Here is a 23796-nt window from a genome sequence, read left to right as displayed (position 1 = left end):
CGCCGGCCGGCCGCTCAGCCGTACTGCAGTGACCGCTTCGACAGCCCCATCCAGAATCCGTCGATCACGTTCCGTCCGCTGTCCAGCTGGCCGTGGGCGTCCGCGGCCCCCAGGGTCACGAACAGTGGCGCGAAGTGTTCGGTCCGCGGGTGGGCCAGCCTGCCGGCCGGGGCGCGGTGCGTGAAGTCGAGCAGGGCGTCGACGTCCTGTGCTGCCAGCGCCTGCCGGCCCCAGTCGTCGAACTCCGCCGACCAGGCGGGCGTCCCGCCGTCGGCGTGCCGCAGCGCCGCCAGGTTGTGGGTGAAGAAGCCGCTGCCGACGATCAGCACGCCCTCCTCGCGCAGCGGTGCGAGCCGGCGGCCGACGTCCAGGAGCCGGCGCGGGTCGAGGGTCGGCATCGACAACTGGAGCACGGGCACGTCGGCGTCCGGGTACATCTCGACGAGCGGGACGTAGGCACCGTGGTCGAGCCCCCGGTCGGGCAGGTCCGCCACCGGCGAGCCCGTCGTGCCCAGCGTCCGGCGGATCCGCTCGGCGAGCTGCGGGGCGCCGGGGGCCGGGTAGCGCACCCGGTAGTAGCGCTCGGGAAAGCCCCAGAAGTCGTGGACGAGCGGCACCGTACGGGTGGCACCGAGCGCGAGCGGCGCCTCCTCCCAGTGCGCGGAGACGATCAGTACGGCCGTCGGGCGCGGCAGCCCCGCGGACCAGGCGGCCAGTTCGCCCGGCCACCACGGGTCGTCGGCCAGCGGTGGGGCGCCGTGGCTGAGAAACAGCGTCGGCATGAGGGACATTGCACACTCCACGGCGGCACACTGGGCGGTAGTCGGTACACCGAAAACATTCAGCCACCGCAGACGCAGTACTTGAATGTTCAAGCGTTACGTTTTCAGTCTAGCGTGACGTTGTTAAAACTTAAATAACTCTCGGAGCGGTGAGAGAGTGGTTGGTATGAGCACCGAAACCGCAGTAGAGCCACGCTGGCTCACCGACGAGGAGCAGTTCGCCTGGCAGTGCTATCTCCACGCCACCACACTGCTGGAGGACCACCTCGACCGTCAGCTGCAGCGCGACGCCGGGATGCCGCACGTCTATTACGGCCTGCTCGTCCAGCTCTCCCGTGCGCCGCGGCGACGGATGCGGATGACCGAGCTGGCCCAGAACGCCAAGATCACCCGCTCCCGGCTCTCGCACGCCATCGCCCGCCTGGAGAAGAGCGGCTGGGTGCGCCGGGAGAACTGCCCCTCCGACAAGCGCGGGCAGAACGCCTACCTCACCGACGAGGGCATGCGGGTGTTGGAGAAGGCCGCCCCGGGGCACGTGGCGGCGGTACGTGCCGCGATCTTCGACCGCCTGACCCCGGAACAGGTCGGCCATCTCGCCGAGATCTGCCAGGTGATGACCGAGGGGCTGCAACCGCAAGGCGCCGACCTCCCCTGGCTCCGCTGACGGATCGGCGGAGCCGGAAGAGGCCGGCGCCTGTGGGTGGCGAACCGGTCCGGCCGGCGCGCACGGGTGAGGTAAGGGAGGTAGGAGTCCGGTAAGAGTCCGTTCTCCTGCCCCCGCCGGCTCAGTGCGCCAGCACCGGGATGCGGCCCTCGTCGTCGGCCACGGCCGCGGCGTCGTCCGAGGAGGCCACCGGCGAACCGCCGCCCGGGCGCCCGGTGGTGATGAGGGTGAAGGCGATCGCCCCGGCCAGGGCCAGGATGCCGACCGCCCACCAGATGGCGGTGGAGTAGCCGTGCACCATCGCCTGGAGCTTGAGCAGGTCCGCCGAGCGGGCGCCGGCCGCGTGCGAGGTGGCGTACGCGGTGGTGGCGCTGGCCGCGATGGTGTTCAGCAGGGCCGTACCGATCGCCCCGCCCACCTGCTGCGAGGTGTTGACCATCGCCGAGGCGACACCGGCGTCGCGCGGCTGGACGCCGTGCGTGGCCAGCGACATGGCCGGCATGAACGCGGTGCCCATACCGAGGCCCATCAGCACGAAGCCGGGCAGGATCAGCGCGGGGTAGGACGTGTCCAGGTCGATCCGGGTCAGCACCAGCATGCCGAGTGCGGCGACGGTGAAGCCGGGCGCCATCAGCAGCCGCGGCCGGACCCGGGTCATCAGCCGGGCGCCGATCTGCGTCGAGCCGGTGATCATGCCGGCGACCATCGGGAGGAAGGCCAGGCCGGTCTCGACCGGCGTGTAGCCCTTCACGATCTGCAGGTAGTAGGTCAGGAAGAGGAAGAGACCGAACATGCCGATCACGGCGAGGCCGAGGGAGGCGTAGACGCCGGCGCGGTTGCGCTCGGCGACCACCCGCAGCGGCAGCAGCGGGGCCTTCACCTTGGACTCGACCAGCACGAACGTCAGCAGCAGCACGGCCGCCGCGGCGAACAGTCCGAGCGTCGGGCCGGCCAGCCAGCCGTCGGACTCGGCGCGGGTGAAGCCGTAGACCAGCGAGACCAGGCCGAGCGTGGCCAGGATGACGCCGGGGACGTCCAGCCGGGCGGGGTTGCGGCTGCCCGCGGGCTCCCGGATGACCAGCAGCGCGCCGGTCGCGGCCACCACGGCGAACGGGATGTTGACGAAGAACGTCCAGCGCCAGTTCATGTACTCGGTCAGTACGCCGCCCAGGATCAGACCCACGGCGCCGCCGCCACCGGCGATCGCACCGAAGATGCCGAACGCCTTGGCGCGCTCCTTGGCCTCGGTGAAGGTCACCGCCAGCAGGGACAGCGCGGACGGTGCCAGCAGCGCGCCGAACACGCCCTGCAGGGCCCGGGCGCCCAGCAGCACGGCCTCGTCGGCCGCGGCACCGCCGAGCGCGGAGGCGACGGCGAAGCCGACCAGCCCGATGACGAAGGTCCGCTTGCGGCCGAACAGGTCGGCCACCCGGCCGCCGAAGAGCAGCAGACCGCCGAAGGCCAGCGCGTAGGCGGTGATCACCCACTGCCGGTTGGCGTCGGTGATGCCGAGGTCCCGCTGGGCCGAGGGCAGCGCGATGTTCACGATGGTCGCGTCGAGGACGACCATCAGCTGGGCGAGGGCGATGAATATCAGCGCTTTCCAGCGCCGGGGATCGACAGGTACGGCGGTTTCAGGCATGGCGGGATCCACCTAGTGGTGCGAAGAGGAGCGAAGAACGGGACGGGTGGTGCGGGTGGAGCGTCGGGGCGGGCGCCCGGCCGGTGCCGGCGCGCCGCCCCGGAGGTCGGTTACGAGCGGCGCCTCAGATCGTCCAAGGTGGCTGCGGAACCGGGCAGTTCGGAGCGCGCGGGCGCCTGCAGGCCGTCCAGGAACAGCTGCAGATGCCGGTGCACGAAGCGGTCGAAGTCCTGACACCCGCTACTCGGCAACGGCCGGGTGAGCTGGGTGATCGCGACCATCAGGTCACCGACGGCGACGTCGGTGCGCAGCTGGCCGCTGTCGCGCGCGGCACCCATGACGGCCTCGACGGCCGCCTCCAGGCGCTCGCGCGCCGCGAGCAGATCGGGGTGGTCACGGTCGATGCCGTCGGAGAGCAGCGGGCACAGGGCCCCGATCCGCTCCGCCACCGCGTCGTGGACGAAGCGCCTCAGCGCCTGGAAAGCATCGGACTCCTCGGCAAGGGCACTCTCCGCGCGTTCCGCGGTACGGGACATGACGGAGAGCGTGACGTGGTGGATCAACTCCGGGCGATCCGCGAAGTGACGGTAGAGCGTCGCATTGCCGACCCCCGCACGTCGAGCGATTTCATCGAGCGGGGCGTCGGCCCCGAACTCGACCACCGTCTCGCGGGCGGCCGCGACGATCCGTTCGCGGTTGCGCAGGGCATCGGCCCGCAGTCGGTGCGGCTGCCCCTGCTTCCGGGACTGCGCGCAGGTGGCGACGTCGGTCATACGGCTCACTCCTCTCGACGGCAGGACCGGGGGAACGGCGGCCCACGACGTACCGCCGCGGATCACGCCCCCGGCCTCGAACCGGGGAAGCACTCCCCGTTTCTCGGACATCCGGTTAAACGGGGAGACCGTCCCCGGTTATTTCCCGGCGCCGCTGTGACCTGCACCACAGCGCCGGGTGGCCGGGTGACTCCAGTTGATGTAACCCCGCGCGCGGGGGCGCGCCGGGCGCCCCAGGGTGGGCGGTATGAGGCTGAAGGTGACCGCGGTGCTGGCCGCAGGCGCGGCCGTCGCGGCGGCGGCCATAGCGCTGGGCTCACCGCCGAGCGCGGTGGCCATACCCCCCGGACCGGGCGTCCCGCCGAGCGGCCCGTGCGCCCTGCACGGCATCACCGACGACGTCGCCGAGTCCGCCGACACCCCCGCCGGCTTCGCCCGTTCCTCCGGAGTCGTCCGGGCCCTGACCCTCTTCATCGACTTCCCGGACGCCCGGGCCACGATGCCGCCGAGCGTCCGCTTCGCCGAGTTCTTCCCCGCCGCGACGGAGTACTTCCGCGCCAGCTCGTACGGCAGGCTGAGTTATCTGCCGATACCGCTGTTCCGCTGGATCCGCATGTCACGGCCGCTCGCGGCGTACGGCATCCAGCGCGGCACCAACTTCGACCCGGCCTCGGACAGCGGCTACCACGCCCTGTCCCAGGAGATCGTGCGCGCCGTCGACCCGATGGTCGACTTCCGCGCGTACGACGTCATCAACGTCATCGCCACCCCCAACGCCGGCCCGCCCGCGACCCGTACGGTCCTGTCGGTCACCTTCAGCGGCGGCGACATGGGGATGCAGACCGCCGACGGGGTGCCGTTCCGGAACGCGTCGTTCATCTGGAGCCGGCAAGCCGGGCTGAGCGCCTTCCGGGTCCTCAACCACGAGAACGCGCACAGCTTCGGCCTGCCCGACCTCTACTACACCGACGAGCGGCCCGCCCCGCCGCCGGTCGGCCACTGGGACCCGATGGACGAGGACTGGGGCCCGAGCAACGACTTCGTCGGCTGGCACAAGTGGAAGCTCGGCTGGCTCTCCGCCGGCCAGGTGCACTGCGCACCGCCCCGCGGCACCCCCGGCGAACACACCCTCACCCCGATCGCCTCCCCCGACGGCACCAAGATCGTCGTGATTCCGACCTCGCCGCACACCGCGCTGGTGGCCGAGGCCCGCACCCGCGGGCTGCTCGACCCTGCCGTCTGCCGGCCCGGCATCCTGCTCTACCACGTGGCCACCGACATCCCCTCGGGCGGCGGCCCGCTGCGCATCGTGGACGGGACCCCGCACAGCGGCGGCTGCTTCCAGGCCAGCAGATACGTCGACCCGGAACTGACCGACGCCACCTTCCGGCCAGGCCAGTCCTACACCGACCCGGCCAGCGGCGCCTCCGTCACCGTCCTCACCGAGAACCCCGACGGCACCTACCGCATCCGCGTCACCCCCGCCCGCGCCTGACCCCGCGCGACCGGCCGCTACTCCGCCCCCTTCGCTCCCCCCTCGCGCCAGTGCTGGCGCCCGATGCTGATCAGCCGCAGCTGCCGGCGGGCCGTCCGCACCACCCGCTCGGCCGCCCCCTCGGCCCCGTCCTCCTCGGCGTCGAGCAGCGCCGCGGCCGTCGTCACCAGCCGGTCCACGTACAGCTCGGCCAGCATCCGCACGTCGTCGTCGCCCCAACCCTCCGACACCGGCTGGGTCTTGAGCGCCGCCGCGACCTCCTCGGCGAACCGGTCCAGCTCCCCCGCGATGGCCTGCCGCACCGCCCGTACGCCACCGTGCCGCTCACGCGCCACGAACCGGATGTGCAGCGGGTACTGCCGTACGTGCTGCTCGACGACCGCGACCGTACGGTCTATCCGCTCCTCGGCCGCGTCCTGCTCGGCGAGGATCGCCCGCACCATCACATGCAGACTCCCCAGCGCCTCCTCCACCAGCGCGACGCCCAGTTCCCCCATGTCCCGGAAGTGCCGGTAGAACGCGGTCGGGGCGATCCCCACCACCCGCGTCACCTCCCGCAACCCCAGGCTGCTCAGGCTCTGCTCCTCCAGCAGGCCGAGCGCCGCGTCGAGCAACGCCTGACGGGTCTTCTGCTTCTGGGCCTGCCGGACTCCTACGGTGTGACTCATGTCATCCAGTAAACAACCGTTCTCCGAACTTCTCCACCCGGGAGGAGCCGTATGCTGGAGTCACTGAGTGAACAACTGTCCTCCGAATAGGAAAGGCGGATCATGCTCTTCCTCGTCGCAGCCCTCCTCCTGATGGGGATCGCGCTGGGCACCGCGGCACACCTCCCCGTCCCCGTCACCCTCCTCGCGGCCGCCGTCATCGCCGGCTGGCTGCTCGTCTTCTTCCTCCGCGAACGCCGCCACCGGTCCGAGGTGACCTCCCGATGACCACGCTCACCCACGCCACGCCGAGCGGCACTTCCGCGGCCTCCGGGTCCGCCGACCGCCCCGCCTCCCGTGCGCGCGCCCACGCCGACGGCATGGCCGTGGCGTCCTTCATCCTCGGCCTGGTCGGCACCCTGGTCCTCAACGTCGTCCTCGGCCCCTGTGCCCTGGTCCTCGGCGGCCTGGCCCTGGCCCGCGGCACCACCCGCCGCGGCCGCGCCCTCCTCGGCCTCGCCCTCGGCGCCGCCGACCTCCTCCTGCTCGCCCTCCTGGTCACCACCGACGGCACCGTCAGCTGGCACCTCGGCGGCTGACCGGGGACCGCCCAGGACGGACCCCGCTCGGGTTCAGAAGTGGGGTGAGGCGGGATCGCCGCCGAGCCGCAGGTCGCCGACGCCGTCGAGGATGCGTTCCGCGGACGCGACATGGCGGCCCGCGGTGATGACGTCGCGCAGGTGCCGGTCGAGCGGGGTGCGCTCGGTGTAGACCGCGGCCGAGCCCACGGTGTCGTACAGGAGCTGGACCGCCTCCCGGCAGGCCCGGTGCGCGAACTGGCGGGCCAGCGCGGCCGTGCCGCGTTCGGGCGCCAGGCCCGCCGCCTGCGCGGCCCAGGCGTTCTCCAGCGTGGCGTACACATAGGCGTCCGCCGCGCCGATCAGCGACTCGGCGTGCGCGAGGTCGGCCGGGGCGCCCGGCCGGGGCAGCGCGGAACGCCTCGCGGCGAGGGTCTCCCTGGCGGCGTTCAGCGCGGACCTGCCGATGCCCAGCGGCACCCCCGCCATCTTGAGGGCGAGGTTGTCGGCACGCAGGTGGAGCGGCTCCTGCCGGGTGCCGGACGGCACCAGCCCGAACGTGTGCCGTTCCGGGACGAACAGGTCGGCGACCTCGAAGTCGTGCGAGCCGGTGCCGCGCAGCCCGGTGGTGTGCCAGGTGTCGAGCACCCGCGCGTGCGCGGCGTCGAAGACGGCGATCCTCGGGGCGCCCTCCGGGGTCCGGAAGCCGGCCAGCACCCGGTCCGCGTGGGTGATCCCGCTGCCGTAGGACCAGCGTCCCGACAGGAGGTAGCCGCCGCCCCGCCGGACCGCCTGCCCGGCCGGCGGCAGCACCGTCGCGGTGATCAGGTCCGGGTCCGGGAACAGCTCGGTGAACACCTCCTCGGGCAGCGAGACCACGGCCAGCGCGGCGTTCAGCGCGACGGCCGCGCACCAGGCGACCGAGGCGTCCCCCTCGGCCAGCAGGTCGACGGCGCGGGTGAGCTCCGGCGCGGTCATCTCGACACCGCCCAGTGACGGTGGCAGGGCGGCGCGCAGCAGCCCGGTGGCCTTCAGGCCGTCGAGGACGTCACCGGGGATCCGGCCCGTCCGCTCGATCTCCGGCGCGCGGGCCGGGAGGGTCGAGGCGTACGCCCGTACCCGGTCCAGGACCGAGGCGGCGCTACGGCCCGTCGCGGCCCGGGTCGGCAGTTCCAAGGCGGTCATCCGGTCCTCCGGGTTCGGCTGGTTCCGTGGGTTTTGCTGCTTCTCTCGGTTCGGCGGGGCCGGCTCACAGGTCCTCCAGGGCCTTGCCGAGTTCGGCTGCCAGCGTCTGCAGGTTCGGCGGGCGCATCACGCTGTAGTGGTCGCCGGGCACGTCGACGCTCTCGGCCCGGTCGCCGAGGAGCTCCAGCCACTGCCGGGTGGTCGGCGCCGTGGCCCCGTCCATGGCCCGCAGGAGCCGGACCCGGCCCCGGTACACGGTGGGCCGGTGAGCGGCCAGCGCGCGGCTGAGGTGCAGGAACCGGCCCGCGAGCCGTTCCAGGGTGGCGGCGTCGATCTCGTCCGGCAGCACGGCGGCCTGCCGGGCCCGGGTGAGCAGTTGGCCGACCGGGGACCGGTCGCCCGTCGGCTCGAACTCGGCCGGCTCGGGGTGCCAGTCGCTTCCGGCGAGGCCGGCCAGGTCGCGGGCGAACCGGGCCAACAGCGCCGGTTCGGCGGCGGGTTCGACGCGGCCGGGCGGTTCGAGCAGGTCGACGGCCGCGACGAGCTCGACCTCCCGGCCCCGCGCGGCGAGCAGGCCGGCGATCTCCAGGGCGATCACGCCGCCCATGGACCAGCCGCCGAGCCGGTACGGGCCGGCCGGGAACCGTTCGGTGATCGCGTCGGCGTAGTGCGCCGCCAGGTCGGCCACGGTCCGCGGGGCGGGTTCGAGGTCGGGGTACTGGAGGGCGTGCACCGGCTGGTCGTCGTCCAGGAGGGCGCCGAGTCCGGCGTAGCAGAGCACGTCGCCGCCGACCGGGTGGACGAGGAACAGCGGGGGCCGGGCCCCGGTGGCCCGGATCGGGACCAGGGCCGCCCGGCTCCGGCCTCCGTCGCCGGGCTCCTCGCGCAGCACCTCGGCGAGCGACTCGGCCGTCGGCCGGGCGAGCAGCGTGGCCACCGGCAGCGACCGGCCGGTGCGCTGCCGGATCCGGGCCATCATCCGCACCGCGCACATCGAGTCGCCGCCGAGGTCGAAGAAGTTCGCGGTGACGTCGACGGTGCCGTCCGCGGGCTCGAAGAACTCGGCCCAGATCTCGGCCAGCAGCCGTTCGGTCGCGTCACGCGGTGCGACCGCCGCGCCGGAGCGCGGGGCCGTCTCCGCGGGTGACGGCAGGCGGCCGCGGTCCACCTTGCCGTTGCCGGTCAGCGGCAGCTCGTCCAGGAGGACGATGCGGGCGGGCACCATGTAGCCGGGCAGTTCCCGGCCGAGCGCCTCGCGCAGCTCGTCCTCGGAGGCGTCCGACACGGCGTACCCGACGAGCCGCCGGGGGCCGCCCGGCTCGCCCTGGGCCACCGCGGCCGCCGCGCGGACGTCCGGCCGGCGCAGCAGTGCCGCCTCGACCTCGCCCAGCTCGATCCGGTGCCCCTGGATCTTCACCTGGGAGTCCGCGCGGCCGAGGAACTCGATGTCGCCGTCCGGCAGGTAGCGGCCGAGGTCACCGGTCCGGTAGAGCCGCTCCCCCGTCACCGGGTGGCGCAGGAACGCCGCGCGCGTCTTCGCCTCGTCGCCGAGGTAGCCGCGGGCCAGGCCGGCGCCGGCGATGTACAGGTCGCCGGGGACCCAGGTCGGGCGCGGCCGCAACGCCTCGTCCAGCACATGGAAGCGCTGGTTCCGCATCGGCCTGCCGTACGGGATGCTCGTCCGGTCCGGGTCCACGCGGGTGATCGGGTGCAGGATCGACCAGATGGACGCCTCGGTGGCGCCGCCCAGGCTCCAGACCGAGGCGTTCGGCAGCAGCGACGCGATGGCTCCGGGGAGGGTGACGGGGATGCAGTCGCCGCTCATCATCACCACCCGCAGCGACGGCGGGCCGCCGAGGGCCCGCACGTGCTCGACGAACATGTCCATCAGGGCGGGGACGCTGTTCCAGATCGTCACGCGGTGCCGGTTCACCAGTTCCAGCCAGGCGGCCGGTTCGCGCTGCGCCGCCGCGTCCGGCAGGACCACCGCTCCGCCGACCGCGAGCAGGCCGAACACGTCGTAGACCGAGAGGTCGAAGTTGAGCGCCGACAGGCCCAGCACGCGGTCCTGCGCGGTCACGCCGTACCGGTCGTTGATGTCCTGGATCGTGTTGACCGCGGCGGCGTGCTCGATCATCACGCCCTTCGGAACCCCGGTGGAACCCGAGGTGAAGATCACGTAGGCGAGGTCGTCCGGGCCGGCCGGGGAAGGCGGCAGGGGGTCGCCCGCACCGCCGGGATCCGGCTCGGCGTCGACGTGCAGCGAACGGGTCCCGTCCGGCAGGTCGAGCCCGTCCGCGACCGCCGACCGGGTCAGCACCAGCTCGATACCGGCACTCTCCATGATCATCCGAAGCCGGCGGCCGGGCACGGCGGCGTCGACCGGCACGTAGGCGGCCCCGGCCTTGAGAATGCCCAGCGCCGCGACGATCTGCTCCCAGCTCTTGTCCATCACGATGCCGACGAGCACGCCCGGCCCCGCGCCGCGCTCGATCAGCCACCGGGCGATCCGGTCGGCGCGGCGGTTCACCTCGCCGTAGCCGAGGGTCCGGTCGGCGGTGATGACGGCGGGCGCGTCCGGCCGGGTTTCGGCCTGCCGCAGGAACGCGTCGTGCAGCAGTGCGGAGGGGACGGGGCCGTCCGTGGCGTTGACCGCCTTCCGCGTCTCCAGGTCGGCCACCGGCGCGTGCACGGACGGCGGGCGGCGCCACGCCTCCTCGCCGCACAGGTCCCGCACCAGGTCCAGGTAGGCGTCCCACATCCCGTCGACGACACCGTCGGGGAACATCTCCTCCACCACGTCCCAGTTGAGGACCAGTTCCCCGTCCTCCTCCAGGGCCTGGTGGTCGAGCCACACCTGCGGCGTCCGTACCGAGCTGGACGCCAGCCGGCCGGAGGCGCCGAGCGTGGTCAGTGCCGTGAGCGCGCCGCGCTCACCGTCGCCCCGCCCCGAGAGGCCGATCGTGCTGGTGAAGACCACCGGCATGCCCGCCAGTCCGGTCCCGCCCCGGGCGCGGTTGAGCTCACGCAGCACCTCGACGCCGCTGACGTGCCCGTGTTCGAGGTCGGTCAGCAACTGGTTCTGCAACCGCGTGGCGCCCGAGGTGAAGTCCTCGGCGGGGGCGGCGTCGACTTCCAGCAGGGTGGTCGCGCTGAGGTTTCCGATGACCCTGCCGACGTCCTCGTGCAGCGGCCGCCGGTTGAACGCCAGCAGGTTGAGCGTGAAGCGCGGCGAGGCGCTCCAGGCGCCCAGCACCTGCGCGTACGCGGTGCACAGGGCGGCCGAGGGCGAGAGGCCCGCCGCGGCCGCACGGTCCTTGAAACGCTGCCATGCCCCGGGCTCGATCCGGCCGGTGCGGTGGGTGAACACCGGCCGCCGCGGCGCGGGCCCCGGCCGCAGCGGCAGGCGGGGCGCGGGCGGGAGGGAGGCGACGCGTGCCTGCCAGTAGGCGAGCGACGTCGCACGCCCCGCGGCGTCCGCCCCGGCGGCGGCGAGCACGTAGTCGCGGTAGGTGACGGCAGGGGCGGGCGCCGTGGGCGTCCCGGAGCGGTAGGTCTCCGCCCATTCCTGGAACAGCAGCCCGGCGCTCCGGCCGTCCACGATCAGCGCGTCGAAATTGAGGTGCAGCCGGGTCGTGCGCGCGTCGAGCAGGGTCGCCCGGATGTCGAACAGCGGCCATGCCTCGGTGTCGAAGACCTGGTGCCGCATCTCCTCGTGGATCTCCGCCAGCCGGCGGGCCCGTTCGGCGTCGTCGCACGTCCGCAGGTCGACCGTGGCGATCCGGTAGGCGGGGACCTCGGCGAGCACCCGCTGGTGCCCGTCCCCGGACACCACCGCGCGGAGCATGTCGTGCCGGTCGACGAGGTGCCGGAAGGAGGCGGCGAGCCGGTCGAGGTCGGTCTCCACCAGGTCGATCTCGACGAGGAAGGAGGTGGAGACGTTGCCGAGCTCGAAGGCGTCGGTCCGGCCGACCAGGTACGCATGCTGGAGGTCGGTGAGCGGGAACGGCTCGTGGCGGGCCGCCGGGTCGGCGACCGTCGTCGTCCCGGGCTTCTCGGTCCGGTCCGCGCCGTCGTGAGCCGCCTGGACGGTCCGCGCGATGTCGGCGACGCTCCGGCCGTCCAGCAGGTCGGGCAGCGGGACGTCGATGCCCAGCCGCCGGGCGAGGGTCTGCCGGATGTCCATCGCGATCAGCGAGTCGATGCCCAGGCTCCGCAGCGGCAGCTCCAGGTCGTCGCCGGTGACGGCCGCGCCGCGCGCCCGGCCGACGACGCCGACCACCAGCTCGGCGGTGTTCCCGGTCCCGGGTGCGGCCGGCCCTTCCGTTGCGGGTGCGGCGGGTTCGGCCGTACCGGGCACCGCTTCCAGCCGCACGCCGTCGGCGAGCGCCACGGGGGTGCCGTCGGCGCCGACCAGCCGTACCTGCGCGACCAGCGGTCCGCCGTGGGCCGGTGCGGGTGCCGGTGCCCTGCGGCCGTCTCCCGTCCAGAGCCAGTAGCGCTCGCGCTGGAACGGGTATCCGGGCAGCGCCGCGGGCGGCTCGGCGGGCTCGCCGTGCACCCGCGTCCAGTCGATCCGGACGCCTCGGGTGTAGAGCGCGCCGAGGCTGTCGAGGAGCGTGCGCCGGGCGTCCCCCGCCTCCTGCCCTTCGCGCAGCGACGGCAGGAACGCGGTGTGCTCGGTCGCCCGGGCCCGGTCGAGGAGCGGCGAGGCGGACCCGATCTCCACGAAGGCCCGGTGTCCGTCCCGCAGCAGCGCGGCGCATTCCGCGGTGAACCGCTCCGGCCCGGCGGCGTCCGCCGGGGTCCGGGCCGCCGCGCGCAGCGCGTCCTCCAGGCTCATGGTGCCCGTGACGCACGCGGCCACCAGCTCGCCGACGCCGTGGCCGAGGACGGCGGCGGGCACCACGCCCCACGACCGCCACAGCTCGGCGAGCGCGTATCCGACGGCGAACGGCGAGGGCCGGCCGCCGTCCGCCGCGGCGCACCGGTCCAGGGCGCGGCGGAAGTCCGGCTCGGCCGCGGCCAGTTCGACGGCCGCGTCGGCGTCCGTCGGGTCCAGGCGGCCGGTGAAGAGGAACACCGGGCCGCCGCCGGTCTCCGGGGCCCGCGCGCCGACCCGGACGCCGGGCGGCGGCGCCACGTCCGGGCGCGTCCGGGTGAGCAGGTCCCGCAGCTCGGCGCAGGAGGACGCGACGGCCGTGAGCCGGTGCGTGAAGTGCGCCCGCCCCAGGCTCGTGGTGCGGCAGACCGACGCGAGCGGGGCGCCGTCGGCGAGCAGTTCGGCGTAGCGCGCGGTGAGTTCGGCGAGCGCGGCCGGCGTCTTGGCCGACAGCGTCAGCAGGCGCGGCCCGTCCTGCCCGGCGGGCCGGACCTCCTCGCCCGACGGCGCCTCGTCGAGCGCGACCGGAGCTTCTTCGAGGATCACGTGTGCGTTGGTGCCGCTGATGCCCTGCGAGGAGACCGCGGCGCGTCTCGGCCCTGCCGTCCCGGGCCACGCGGTGGCCTCGGCGACGAGCTCGACCGCGCCCGCCGACCAGTCGACGTGCGGGGTGGGCTCGTCCACGTGCAGGGTGGCGGGCAGCCTGCCGTGCCGCAGCGACAGCACCGTCTTGATGACCCCGGCGACCCCCGCCGCCGCCTGGGAGTGCCCGATGTTGGGCTTCAGCGAGCCGAGCCGCAGCGGCTGGTCCCGGTCACGCCCGTAGGCGGCCAGCAGGGCGCGGGCCTCGATCGGGTCGCCGAGCGCGGTGCCGGTGCTGCTCGCCTCCACCACCTGGACGTCCCCGGGCGACAGCCGCGCGTCCTTCAACGCCTGCCGGATGACCCGCTGTTGCGCGGACCCGCTCGGTGCGGTGAAGCCGTTGCTGGTGCCGTCCTGGTTCACCGCGCTGCCGCGCACCACGGCCAGCACGGGGTGGCCGAGCCGCCGCGCGTCCGACAGCCGTTCCACGAGCAGCACGCCGACGCCCTCGGACAGCCCGCTGCCCGCGGCGGCGGCCGAGAACGGGCGGCACCGGCCGTCCGGCGCCAGGCCCTGCATGCGGGTGAACTCGGTGAACAGCTGCGGTGTGGCCATCACCGTCGCGCCGCCCGCCAGCGCCATCGTGCACTCGCCGCGGCGCAGCGACTGGACGGCCAGGTGCAGCGCGACCAGCGAGGACGAGCAGGCCGTCTCCACGGTGATCGCCGGGCCGCGCAGGCCGAGTGTGTAGGAGATCCGGCCGGACGCGACGCCGGCCGCCGTCCCGGTCGTCAGGAAACCCTCGGCCTCCTCGGGCAACTCGCCGCTGCCCAGCCCGTAGTCGTTGCAGGACAGCCCGGTGAACACGCCGGTCTCGGTGTCGCGCACCGACTCCGGGTCGATCCCGGCGTCCTCGAAGGCCCGCCAGGCGGTCTCCAGCAGCAGCCGTTGCTGCGGGTCCATGGCCAGCGCCTCGCGCGGGCTGATGCCGAAGAAGCCCGCGTCGAAGTCCGCCGCGTCGTACAGGAACCCGCCGGATCCGGTCAGGCTCCGTCCGCCGTGCTCCGGGTCGTGCAGGCCGTCGTCCCAGCCCCGGTCGCGGGGGAACGCGCCGACGGTCTCCCCGCCCGAGGCCAGCAGCCGCCACAGGGCCGCCGGCGAGTCGATCCCGCCCGGGAACCGGCACGCCATGCCGACGATCGCGATCGGCTCGCGGTCCCCCTCCTCCAGCTCACGCAGCCGTTCGCGTGCCTGGTGCAGGTCGACGGTGAGGCGCTTGAGGTATCCGAGCAGCTTCTCGTTCGATTCTGATCCCATGACGGATCGGTCCTCCGTAGGCGGGTCAGGAGCCGGAGAGCTCGCGGTCGATGAAGTCGAGCAGTTCCTCGGCGGTCGCGGCCTCGACGAGCGCCGCCACGTCCGCGTCGAGGTCCCCGGAGACGTCCTCGGGGGCGGCCGGCGGCTCCTCGGCCGGTACGAGTTCGGTGTCCAGGGCGGCGACGAGCTCGGGCAGCGTCGGCGCCTCGAACAGCAGGGTGGGGGGCAGCTTGAGGTCCGCCGCCGTGTTGAGGCGGTTGCGGAACTCGACGGAGGTGAGCGAGTCGAACCCGAGCTCCCCGAAGGGCCTGTCGTCCGGGATCGCCTCGGGCCGGGAGCCCAGAACGGCGGCCATGTGGGTGCGGATCAGGTCGGCCAGGACCGCGGCGCGTTCACCGGCGGCCAGGCCGGTCAGCTCCTCCCGCAGCGGCCGGTGCCGCCGGTGTCCGGGGACGTTCCCGGGCCGCCCCGCGCCGGCGGCCGCCACGACCTCGCGCAGGACCGGCGGCAGCGCCGCTCCGAGGTCGCGCAGGATCTCGCGGTCGAGCCGGGCGGGCACCACGACGGCGTGCGGTGTCGGCAGTGCCGCCTCCAGCAGGGCCAAGCCGTGGCCGGGAGCCATCGCCACGAGCCCGGCCCGGGCGAAGCGGGCGCGGTCGGCGGCGGTGAGGGCGCCGATCATGCCGTCCGGGTCGTCCCACAGTCCCCAGGCCAGCGCCAGGGCGGGCATCCCCTGTGCGCGGCGGTGCCGGGCGAGCGCGTCGAGGAAGGCGTTGGCGGCGGTGTAGCCGCCCTGGCCCGCGCCGCCGAGCGTCCCCATGATCGAGGAGACCAGCACGAACGCGGTGAGCGGATGCCCCGCGGTCAGCTCGTGCAGATGCCAGGCCCCGTCGGCCTTGACGCGCATCACCCGGTCGATCTGCTCGGCGGTGAGCGAGGTGATCGGCGCGTCGTCCACCACCCCCGCGGCGTGGATCACGGCGGTCAGCGGGTGCCGGCCGGGGACGGCTCCGATCATCGCGGCGACGGCGTCCCGGTCGGCGACGTCCACCGCGGCGAACCTCACCTCGGCGCCGAGCCCTGCCAGGTCGGCCGCCAGCTCGGCCGCTCCGGGCGCGTCACCGCCCCGGCGTCCGGCCAGCAGGAGCCGCCGCGCGCCGTGTTCGGTGACCAGGTGTCGTGCGAGGGCCCGGCCGATGGCACCGGTGCCGCCGGTGATCAGGACGGTTCCGTCCGGGTCGAGGACCGGCGGGACGGTGAGCACGACCTTGCCGACGTGCGAGCCCCGGCGCAGCAGCCCGAAGGCTTCGGGTGCGTGCCGGACGTCCATGTCGGTGACCGCGGGCCAGGTGAACGCGCCCTCGGCGAACAGCTCGACCACGCGGCGCAGGAGGCGGGCGAGGTGCTCGGGCGGCAACTGGAGGAGGTTGAAGGTCCGGTAGTGCACGCCGGGATGCGCGGCGGCCACCTCGGCGGGATCGCGCGGGTCGGTCCGGCCCAGCTCGACCAGGAGCCCGCCGGGGCGCAGCAGCCGCAGCGACTCGTCGACGAGCTCGCCGGTCAGCGAGTTCAGGACGACCGCCATGCGCCGGCCGCCCGAGCCGAAGCGGGCGCCGAAACCGGGCTCGCGGGACGAGGCGAGGTGGTCGTCGTCGACGCCGAGGGCGCGCAGTGCGGGCCACTTGGCGGGACTCGCGGTCGCGTAGACCTCCGCGCCCAGGTGCCGGGCCAGCTGGACGGCGGCCGTGCCGACGCCGCCCGCCCCGGCGTGGATCAGGACGGGGTCGCCCGCCCGCACGCCGCCCAGCTCGGTCAGGGCGTGCAGGGCGGTCAGGTGGGCGACCGGTACGGCGGCGGCCCGGGTGAACGACCAGCCGTCGGGGGTCTTGACGAGGGTGCGGTGATCGGCGTGCGCCACCGTGCCGAACGCGGCGGGGAACAGGCCCATCACCCGGTCTCCGGTGGCCAGGCCGGTGACACCGGGCCCGGTCGCGGTGACCACGCCGGCGCCTTCCAGGCCGAGCGGGCCGGGGTCGCCGGGGTGCATGTCGAGCGCGTCCAGGACGTCGTGGAAGTTGAGCCCGGCGGCGCGGACCGCGATCCGGACCCGGCCGGGGCCGGGTTCGGCGGCGGCCTCGGGGCAGGGCCGGACCTCCAGGGCGGTGAGGGTGCCGCGTTCGGGGAGGTCGAGGCGCCAGGCAGGCGCGTCTGCGGGGAGCCGGAGCGCGTCGCCCACGGCGGGCACGAGCCTCGGCACGAGGACGGTGCGGTCGGTGCCGCCACGGACCGCCACCTGGTTCTCGTCCGCCGCCAGTGCCGCGGCGACGGCGTCGACGGTCTCGGACTCGGCGGCGTCGGGGGCGAGGTCGACCAGGGCGAACCGGCCCGGGTGCTCGACCTGCGCGGTCCGCACCAGTCCCCAGACCGCCGCCTGCGCGAGGTCCCGGACGGTCTCGCCGGGCCGGACGGCGACGGCCCCACGGGTCACCAGCACCAGGCGGGACCCGGCGAGCCGGTCCTCGGCCAGCCACCGGCCGAGCAGGTCCCGCGTCCGGCGGACCGCGTTCCGGGCCGCCGTCGCCGGGTCGGTGCCGTCCTCGCCGGCCGGGCAGGCCACGACGGCGTGCCCGGTCGGCTCGGCCGCCGCGAGCAGCGCGTCCGGGCCGAGGGCGTCCCACGGGACGGGCAGCTGTCCGGCCGGCGAGCCGGCCGCCGGCCCGGGCAGCGGTTCCCAAACCGGCGCGAACAGGGAGTCGCGCGCCGCGGCGGCGGGATCGGCCGGGCGGCCCGCAGCGACCGGGCACAGCTCCAGCGCGTCGACGCGGCCCGCCGGGTCTCCCGAGGCGTCGAACAGGGTCAGCGGGCGGCCGCCGTCCGCAACGGGCGCCGCGTGCACCCGCAGGGACGTCCGGCCCCCCGTACCGAACAGGGACACTCCGCGCCAGCGCAGCGGCTGCATGCGCTGCCCCTCGCGGCCCGGCGCGTCGGCGAGCAGGACGTGCAGGGACGCGTCGAGCAGGGCGGGGTGCAGGTGGTAGGCCCCGGCGTGCGCGGCCTCCGGCTCGGGCAGCACGGCCTCGGAGAACTGCTCGCGGTCGCGCCGCCAGGCGGCCCGCAGCCCCTGGAACACCGGCCCGTGCCCGTACCCCTGCAGGCCGAGATCCTCGTACGTGCGGGCCAGCGGCACCGGCGTCGCGTCGGCCGGCGGCCGGTCCACGGGGGCCGGCGCCGTGGCCGTGTCGGGGCCGAGGCGGCCGGTGGCGTGCTCGGTCCACTCCCCGCCGGTCGCCCGGCCCGATATCCGGCAGGTCCGCAGCCCGTCGCCGTCCTCGCCCGCCACTCGGACGCGCAGGTCGACGGCGCCGCCTTCCGGGAGTTCCGGCAGCGTGGCGACCGTCAGTTCCTCGACCCGTGCCGTGCCGGCCTTCGCGCCCGCGTGCAACGCCATCTCCAGTAGCGCGGTGGCCGGTACGACGGTCGTCCCCGACAGGGCGTGGTCGGCCAGCCAGGGATGGGTGCGGGTCGAGAGCCGCCCGGTGAACACCGTCTCGCCGTCGCCGAGGTCGACGGCCGCGCCGAGCAGGGGATGGTCGGCGGGGGCCTGCCCGAGCTCGGCGGTGCCGGACGGCCCGGTGGTGCCGGTGAGCCAGTAGCGGCGGCCTTGGAAGGGATACGTGGGGAGGTCCAGGTGACCGGCGGCCGTCCCGGTGAGCCGCTCCCATGCGAGCGGCAGTCCCTGGACGTGGGCCTCGGCGGCGGAGGTGAGGAACCGGCGCAGGCCCCCGTCGTCGCGGCGCAGCGAGCCGGTCACGATCCCGTCGGCCCGGGCCCCCTCCAGGATCTGGCCGATGCTGCCCACCAGCACCGGGTGCGGGCCGACCTCGACGAACGTGGTGTGGCCGGACGCGATGAGCGCTTCGACCGCCTCCTGGAAGCGGACGGTGTGCCGCAGGTTCCGGTACCAGTAGGACGCGTCGAGCTCGCCGCCCTCCTGCCAGTCGGCGGTGACCGAGGACATCAGCGCGATCTCGCCGGTGCGCGGCGCCAGCGACGCCAGGTCGGCCAGGATCTTCTCGCGGACCGGTTCGACCGACGGGCTGTGCGAGGCGAAGGCCGCCGGGATCACGCGGGCCTCGACGCCCTCGGCCCGGTAAGTGGCGACCAGTTCGGCGATCGCGTCCGGAGCGCCGGCCACGGCGGTGCCGGCCGGTCCGTTGATCGCGGCGATGTGCAGCGTGCCGAGTCGTTCCCGCACCCGGTCCGCGGGCAGCGGGACCACGGCCATCGCCCCCTTGCCCATCAGGTCGACGGCGATGCGGCTGCGCAACGCGATGGCGCGGGCGCCGTCGTCGAGGGAGAGCGCCCCGGCCACGACGGCGGCGGCGAGCTCGCCCTGGGAGTGGCCGACCACGGCGTCCGGGACGACCCCGGCCGACCGCCACAGCTCGGCCAGCGACACCATCACGGCCCACAGCGCGGGCTGCACGACGTCGATCCGGTCGAGGGGCGCACCGTCCAGGACGTCGGCCAGCGACCAGTCGATGTACGGCGCGAGCGCGCGCTCGCACTCGGCCAGGCGGGCGGCGAAGACGGGGCTCTCGGCGGCGAGCGCCGCCGCCATGCCCCGCCACTGGCCGCCCTGTCCGGGGAAGACCAGAACGGTCCGGCCGGGCTCGCCCGCGCGGCCGGTGACGACGCCGGGGGCCTGTTCGCCGCGGGCCAGCGCGGCCAGGGCCCGGTCGGCCTCCTGCCGGTCACCGGCGATCACCACGGCGCGCTCGTCGAGGGAGGCCCGGGCGGTCAGGGTCGGTGCCGCGCCGACCGGGTCGAGCGGAGCGGCGGCCAGCTGCCGGGCCTGCTCCCGCAGCGCCTCCGGGGTCCGGGCCGACAGGACGACCGGCACCACGGACGGCCGCACCGGCTCCGCGGCGGGCTCGGCGCCGGCCGGCGGCTCCGCCAGGATCACGTGCGCGTTGGTGCCGCTGATCCCGAACGAGGAGACGCCGCCGCGCCGGGGCGCGCCGGTGTCCGGCCAGGGACGGGCCCGGTCGAGCAGGGCCACCGACCCGGCGGCCCAGTCCACGTGCGGGGACGGCTCGTCGACGTGCAGGGTGGCGGGCAGGGTCGCGTTCCGTATGGCCTGGACCATCTTGATGACGCCGCCGACGCCCGCCGCCGCCTGCGCGTGTCCGATGTTGGACTTGAGGGAGCCCAGCCACAGCGGCCGGTCCCGGTCCCGCCCGTAGGCGGCCAGCAGGGCGTTGGCCTCGATCGGGTCGCCGAGGGCGGTTCCCGTCCCGTGCGCCTCCACGGCGTCGACCTGCCGCGGCGCGAGCCCGGCATCGGCGAGGGCGTCCGCGATGACCCGCTGCTGGGCGACGCCGCTCGGCGCGGACAGCCCGTTGGAGGCGCCGTCGGAGTTGACGGCGCTGCCGGCGATGACCGCCAGGACGGAGTGGCCGTGGCGGCGGGCGTCCGAGAGCCGCTCGACGACGAGCATGCCCGCGCCCTCGCCCCATCCGGTGCCGTCCGCCCGGGCGGAGAATGCCTTGCAGCGGCCGTCGGCGGCCAGCACCCGCTGGCGGGAGAGCTCCACGAACATGCCCGGGGTCGCCATGACCGTGACCCCGCCGGCCAGGGCGAGCGAGCATTCCCCGGCCCGCACGGCCCGCACCGCCTGGTGCAGCGCGACCAGCGACGCCGAGCACGCGGTGTCCACGGTCAGCGCGGGCCCGTTCAGGCCGAGGACGTAGGCGATCCGCCCGGAGATCACGCTCACGCTGGTGCCGGTCAGCAGGTGTCCGGCGACGCCGGGCCCGGCCGCTTCCATGCTCGGCCCGTAGCCGGAGTGCATCGCCCCGGCGAACACGCCGGTCCGGCTGCCCCGCAGCGTCGCCGGGTCGATCCCGGCGCGCTCCAGCGCCTCCCACGTGACTTCCAGGAGGAGCCGCTGCTGCGGGTCCATCGCGAGGGCTTCCCGCGGGCTGATCCCGAAGAACTCCGCGTCGAAGTCCGTCACGTCCCGCACGAAGCCGCCCCGGCGGACGTAGGACGTCCCGATGCGTTCCGGGTCCGGGTGATGGAGCGCCGCCAGGTCCCAGCCGCGGCCGTCGGGGAAGTCGCCGATGGCGTCGGTTCCGGTGTCGACCAGGCGCCACAGGTCATCGGGCGAGCGCACCCCGCCGGGGAACCGGCAGGCCATGCCGACGATGACCACGGGGTCGTCGGCGGTGTCGGGGGCCGTCCGCTCCCGCACGACCGCCGGCGAACCTCCCGTGGCCGCGCCCGCCTTCAGCTCCTCGATCGCGGCGGCCAGGGCGGCCGGGCCGGGATGGTCGTACAGGACGGTGCTCTCCAGGTTCAGCCCCGTCGCGGCCGACAGCCGGTCGCGGAGTTCCAGCGTCATGGCCGAGTCCAGGCCCATGTCCCGGAACGACCGGCCGGGCCGCACGTCCTCGGCCGACCCGGCGCCCAGCACGAGCGCCGTGAGGCCCTGCACCAGCTCCAGCACCGATCGTCCGTCAACGACCGGGGCCGGGGCCGGGGTTGCGTCGGGCGTCTGCCCGGTGGCCCCGGGCATCCCGGAAGGCCAGCAGGAGCGGCGCTGGAACGGGTAGGTCGGCAGGTCGGCCAGCGGCGCCGCACCGGGCAGCAGCGCGGCCCAGTCCACCGCGACGCCGCGCACGAACGCCTCGGCCGCCGCCGTGAGGAACCGGTGGCGGTCCCCGTGGCCGCGCCGGAGCGTGCTCAGCGCGGCGCCGTCCCCGCCGTGCGCGTCGAGCGCCTGCCGGATGCCCATCGTCAGCACCGGATGCGGGCTGACCTCCAGGAACGTCGTGTGGCCCGCGTTCAGCAGTTGCTCGACGACCGGTCCGAACCGCACCGGCTCGCGCAGGTTGCGGAACCAGTAACCGGCGTCCAGCCCGGCGGTGTCGATCGGTCCGGCCGTGACGGTCGAGTGGAACGGCACGCCGATGGAGCGCGGGGCGATCCCGGCGAAGGCGGTGAGCAGTTCCGCCCGCAGTTCCTCGACGTCCGCGCTGTGCGAGGCGTAGTCGATCGGGACCCGCCGGGTCCGCGCCTGCTGCCCGTAGTGGGCGGCCAGCGCGTCGAGCGCGGTGACCGGGCCCGCGACCACCGTGTGCGCGGGGCCGTTGACCGCGGCGATCGACAGCGGGGCCGCCACCACCGCGAGGTCCCGGCGCACCTGTTCGGCCGGAAGTTCCACCGACAGCAGCCCGCCGCGGCCCGCGATCCGGTTCAGCACCCGGCTGCGCAGGGCCACGATCCGCGCGCCGTCCCGGAGCGTGAGGGCGCCCATGGCGGTGGCGGCGGCGATCTCGCCCTGCGAGTGCGCCACCACGGCGGCCGGCTGCACGCCGGCCGAGCGCCACAGCGCGGCCAGCGACACCATCACCGCCCACAACGCGGGCTGGATCACCTCGTCGCCCTCCAGCGGCGGCGCGCCGGGGGCCCCGCGCAGGACATCGAGCAGCGACCAGTCCACGTACGGGCGGAGAGCGTCGGCGCAGGCGGCGAGCCGGTCGGCGAAGACCGGGGAGGTCTCGGTCAACTCCGCTGCCATGCCCGCCCATTGCGAGCCCTGGCCGGGAAAGACGAACACCGGCCGGACGGCGGGCCCCTCGTGACGGCCCTCCACCACGGCCGCCGACGGCTGCCCGGCCGACCGTGCCTCCAGTCCGGCGAGGAAGCCGTCCCGGTCGTCGGCGACCACGACGGCGCGGTGTTCGAACGTGGTGCGGGTGACGGCCAGCGACCGGCCCACCGAGGCCACGCCGAGTTCCGGGCGCGCCTCGACATGGGCGCGCAGCCGTTCGGCCTGGTCGCGCAGCGCGGAGGCATCACGTCCCGACAGGACCCAGGGCAGTGCCCCGGCGTGGCCCGCGCCGCCGGCGGGCGCCGCGCCCCGCTGCGCACCGGGCCGGTCCGAGAGGATCAGGTGGCAGTTGGTGCCGCCGATCCCGAACGAGCTGACGCCCGCGAGCAGCGGACCCTCCGGCGCCGGCCAGGGCCGGGTCTCGGTGTTCACCCGCAGGTGCAGCGCGTCGAGCGGGATCCGCTCACCGGGCCCGGAGTGGTGGAGGCTGGGGACGAGTTCGCGTGCGCCGACGCACAGGACGGTCTTGATGAACCCGGCGATCCCGGCCGCGCCCTCCAGGTGTCCGATGTTCGTCTTCACCGACCCGACCAGGAGCGGGGCGTCCTTCGTGCGGGCCCGGCCCAACGTCGCGCCGAGCGCGGCGGCCTCGACCGGGTCGCCGACCCGCGTCCCCGACCCGTGCAGTTCGACGTACCGGACGTCGCCCGGCTCGACGCCCGCGTCGGCACAGGCGGCGAGCAGCACCCGCTCCTGCGACGCGCGGCCCGGCGTCGGCAGCGTCTCGGTCGCCCCGTCGTTGTTCAGGGCGCTGCCGCGGATGACGGCATGGATGCGGTCGCCGTCCCGGACGGCGGCTTCCAGGAGCTTGAGGACGACGACCCCGCCGCCCTCGCCCCGGACGTAGCCGTTCGCGCGGGCGTCGAAGGTGAAGCAGCGCCCGTCCGCCGACAGCGTCCCGGCCCGCTCCAGGGCCAGGGTGCTCTCCGGCGCGAGGATCAGGTTGACCCCACCGGCCAGCGCCAGTTCGGACTCGCCGTCCCGCAGGCTCGCGCACGCCAGGTGCACGGCGGCCAGCGACGACGACTGCCCGGTGTCCACCACCAGGCTCGGGCCGTTCAGGCCCAGCGTGTAGGAGATCCGGTTGGCGATCACCCCGCGCTGCAACCCGGTCAGCGTGTGCCCGGTCACCGCGTCGGGACCCAGGCCGTGCAGCAGCGTCGCGTAGTCGTCGGCGATCACCCCCAGGAACACGCCCGTCCGGCTGCCCGCGAGGTCGGCCGGCAGGGTCCTGGCGTCCTCCAGGGCCTCCCAGGCCAGTTCGAGGGCCAACCGCTGCTGCGGATCCATGGCCACGGCCTCGCGCCGCGAGATACCGAAGAACTCGGGATCGAACCCGTCCACCCGGTCGAGGAACCCGCCGCGCACCGGACCCCGGCCGTCCCGGCGGTCGGTGAGCGCGTCACCGCCGGCGCGCAGCAGCCGCCAGAACGCGTCCGGCCCGTCCGCCTGCGGAAACCGGCAGCCGATCCCGACGACCGCGACCGCGCGTGAAGGGAGATCACGCTTGCCGTGACCAGCAATTCCCATCGTTGATGCACCCCAGTGTTCGTGCCGAGTCGGCGGGTCCC

General features: G+C 74.9%; 11 protein-coding genes. 4 read left to right on the top strand and 7 right to left on the bottom strand.

The genetic code is table 11. The annotated features are described in order from the left end of the window. Positions 1 to 14: 14 nt before the first annotated feature. Positions 15 to 791, bottom strand: a complete 777-nt coding sequence (locus SL103_RS03165; RefSeq protein WP_069567209.1) for a dioxygenase family protein — start codon at positions 789 to 791, stop codon at positions 15 to 17. A gap of 157 nt (positions 792 to 948) precedes the next feature. On the opposite strand from SL103_RS03165, the gene SL103_RS03160 reads away from it, so the two are divergent. After that, on the top strand, positions 949 to 1446 hold the full coding sequence (locus SL103_RS03160; RefSeq protein WP_069567208.1) for a MarR family winged helix-turn-helix transcriptional regulator: 498 nt from the start codon (positions 949 to 951) through the stop codon (positions 1444 to 1446). A 121-nt stretch (positions 1447 to 1567) separates the two neighbouring features. On the opposite strand, the gene SL103_RS03155 is transcribed toward SL103_RS03160, so the two are convergent. Together SL103_RS03155 and SL103_RS03150 are read right to left on the bottom strand one after the other, a co-directional pair. Continuing rightward, the gene (locus SL103_RS03155) at positions 1568 to 3088 is read right to left on the bottom strand and encodes an MFS transporter (protein WP_069567207.1); all 1521 of its coding nucleotides are present in this window, start codon (positions 3086 to 3088) and stop codon (positions 1568 to 1570) included. Between the two features lie 110 nt (positions 3089 to 3198). Further along, on the bottom strand, positions 3199 to 3861 hold the full coding sequence (locus SL103_RS03150) for a TetR/AcrR family transcriptional regulator (protein WP_069567206.1): 663 nt from the start codon (positions 3859 to 3861) through the stop codon (positions 3199 to 3201). A 247-nt stretch (positions 3862 to 4108) separates the two neighbouring features. Here SL103_RS03150 and SL103_RS03145 point away from each other — a divergent pair, with 247 nt between their 5' ends. Next, positions 4109 to 5356 (top strand): M6 family metalloprotease domain-containing protein, encoded by a 1248-nt coding sequence (locus tag SL103_RS03145; RefSeq protein ID WP_069567205.1) that lies wholly within the window; start codon positions 4109 to 4111, stop codon positions 5354 to 5356. 17 nt (positions 5357 to 5373) lie between these two features. Here the strand turns inward: SL103_RS03145 and SL103_RS03140 are convergent, their stop codons facing one another. Then, positions 5374 to 6024 carry a TetR family transcriptional regulator gene (locus SL103_RS03140; protein ID WP_069567204.1) on the bottom strand — a complete coding sequence of 217 codons (651 nt, stop codon included), beginning with the start codon at positions 6022 to 6024 and terminating at the stop codon, positions 5374 to 5376. Between the two features lie 102 nt (positions 6025 to 6126). Here SL103_RS03140 and SL103_RS37610 point away from each other — a divergent pair, with 102 nt between their 5' ends. After that, positions 6127 to 6291 carry a small hydrophobic membrane protein gene (locus SL103_RS37610; protein WP_033271173.1) on the top strand — a complete coding sequence of 55 codons (165 nt, stop codon included), beginning with the start codon at positions 6127 to 6129 and terminating at the stop codon, positions 6289 to 6291. Further along, positions 6288 to 6602, top strand: a complete 315-nt coding sequence (locus tag SL103_RS03135) for a hypothetical protein (RefSeq protein WP_069567203.1) — start codon at positions 6288 to 6290, stop codon at positions 6600 to 6602. Before SL103_RS37610 ends, SL103_RS03135 begins: the two co-directional genes overlap by 4 nt. A 33-nt stretch (positions 6603 to 6635) precedes the next feature. Here the strand turns inward: SL103_RS03135 and SL103_RS03130 are convergent, their stop codons facing one another. The 3 genes from SL103_RS03130 to SL103_RS03120 all read right to left on the bottom strand — a co-directional run bounded on the left by SL103_RS03130 (position 6636) and on the right by SL103_RS03120 (position 23755). Further along, positions 6636 to 7766, bottom strand: a complete 1131-nt coding sequence (locus tag SL103_RS03130; RefSeq protein ID WP_069567202.1) for an acyl-CoA dehydrogenase family protein — start codon at positions 7764 to 7766, stop codon at positions 6636 to 6638. Positions 7767 to 7830: 64 nt separating this feature from the next. Continuing rightward, positions 7831 to 14547: a hybrid non-ribosomal peptide synthetase/type I polyketide synthase gene (locus SL103_RS03125; RefSeq protein WP_069567201.1), complete on the bottom strand. Its 6717-nt coding sequence runs from the start codon at positions 14545 to 14547 to the stop codon at positions 7831 to 7833. A gap of 25 nt (positions 14548 to 14572) precedes the next feature. Then, the gene (locus SL103_RS03120; protein ID WP_069567200.1) at positions 14573 to 23755 is read right to left on the bottom strand and encodes a type I polyketide synthase; all 9183 of its coding nucleotides are present in this window, start codon (positions 23753 to 23755) and stop codon (positions 14573 to 14575) included. Positions 23756 to 23796 lie beyond the last annotated feature (41 nt).

This window comes from Streptomyces lydicus (genome assembly GCF_001729485.1).
GTDB lineage: Bacteria > Actinomycetota > Actinomycetes > Streptomycetales > Streptomycetaceae > Streptomyces > Streptomyces lydicus_D.
The sequence above is the reverse complement of the archived record's forward strand: the minus strand, read 5'-3'. Positions and strand labels throughout refer to the sequence as shown.